Annotated in this window: 1 protein-coding gene; it reads left to right on the top strand. The window is 51.4% G+C overall.

All coding sequences use genetic code 11. From position 1 onward, the window contains the following. Positions 1-358: DNA methyltransferase (locus tag AC5ZGW_RS47665; RefSeq protein ID WP_496114340.1), on the top strand; the 358-nt coding region annotated here is incomplete at both ends.

Genomic DNA, 358 nt, shown 5'->3' with positions numbered 1-358 from the left:
TGATGACCACTGATCCAGGTGATCTGGTGTTTGACCCAACCTGCGGTTCGGGCACGACCGCTCTCGTTGCCGAGAAAGGTGGTCGTCGTTGGATCACCTGCGATACGTCCCGCGTTGCCGTAACATTGGCAAAACAGCGGTTGATGACTGCTAGCTACGATTATTTCGTGCTTCGCTATCCGCATGAGGGATTGAAAGGGGGCTTCATCTATAAAACCATGCCTCACGTCACACTCAAGTCAATTGCGACTAATCCGGATATCGACACCATTTATGATCGGATGCATCCTGCGGTTGAAGTGGCGCTAGGTGAGCTGAATAATCATCTATCTGGATTGTCCGCGTTCGTGCCTTCACA

This window comes from Bradyrhizobium sp. Crot121 (assembly GCF_059512385.1).
The sequence above is the reverse complement of the archived record's forward strand: the minus strand, read 5'-3'. Positions and strand labels throughout refer to the sequence as shown.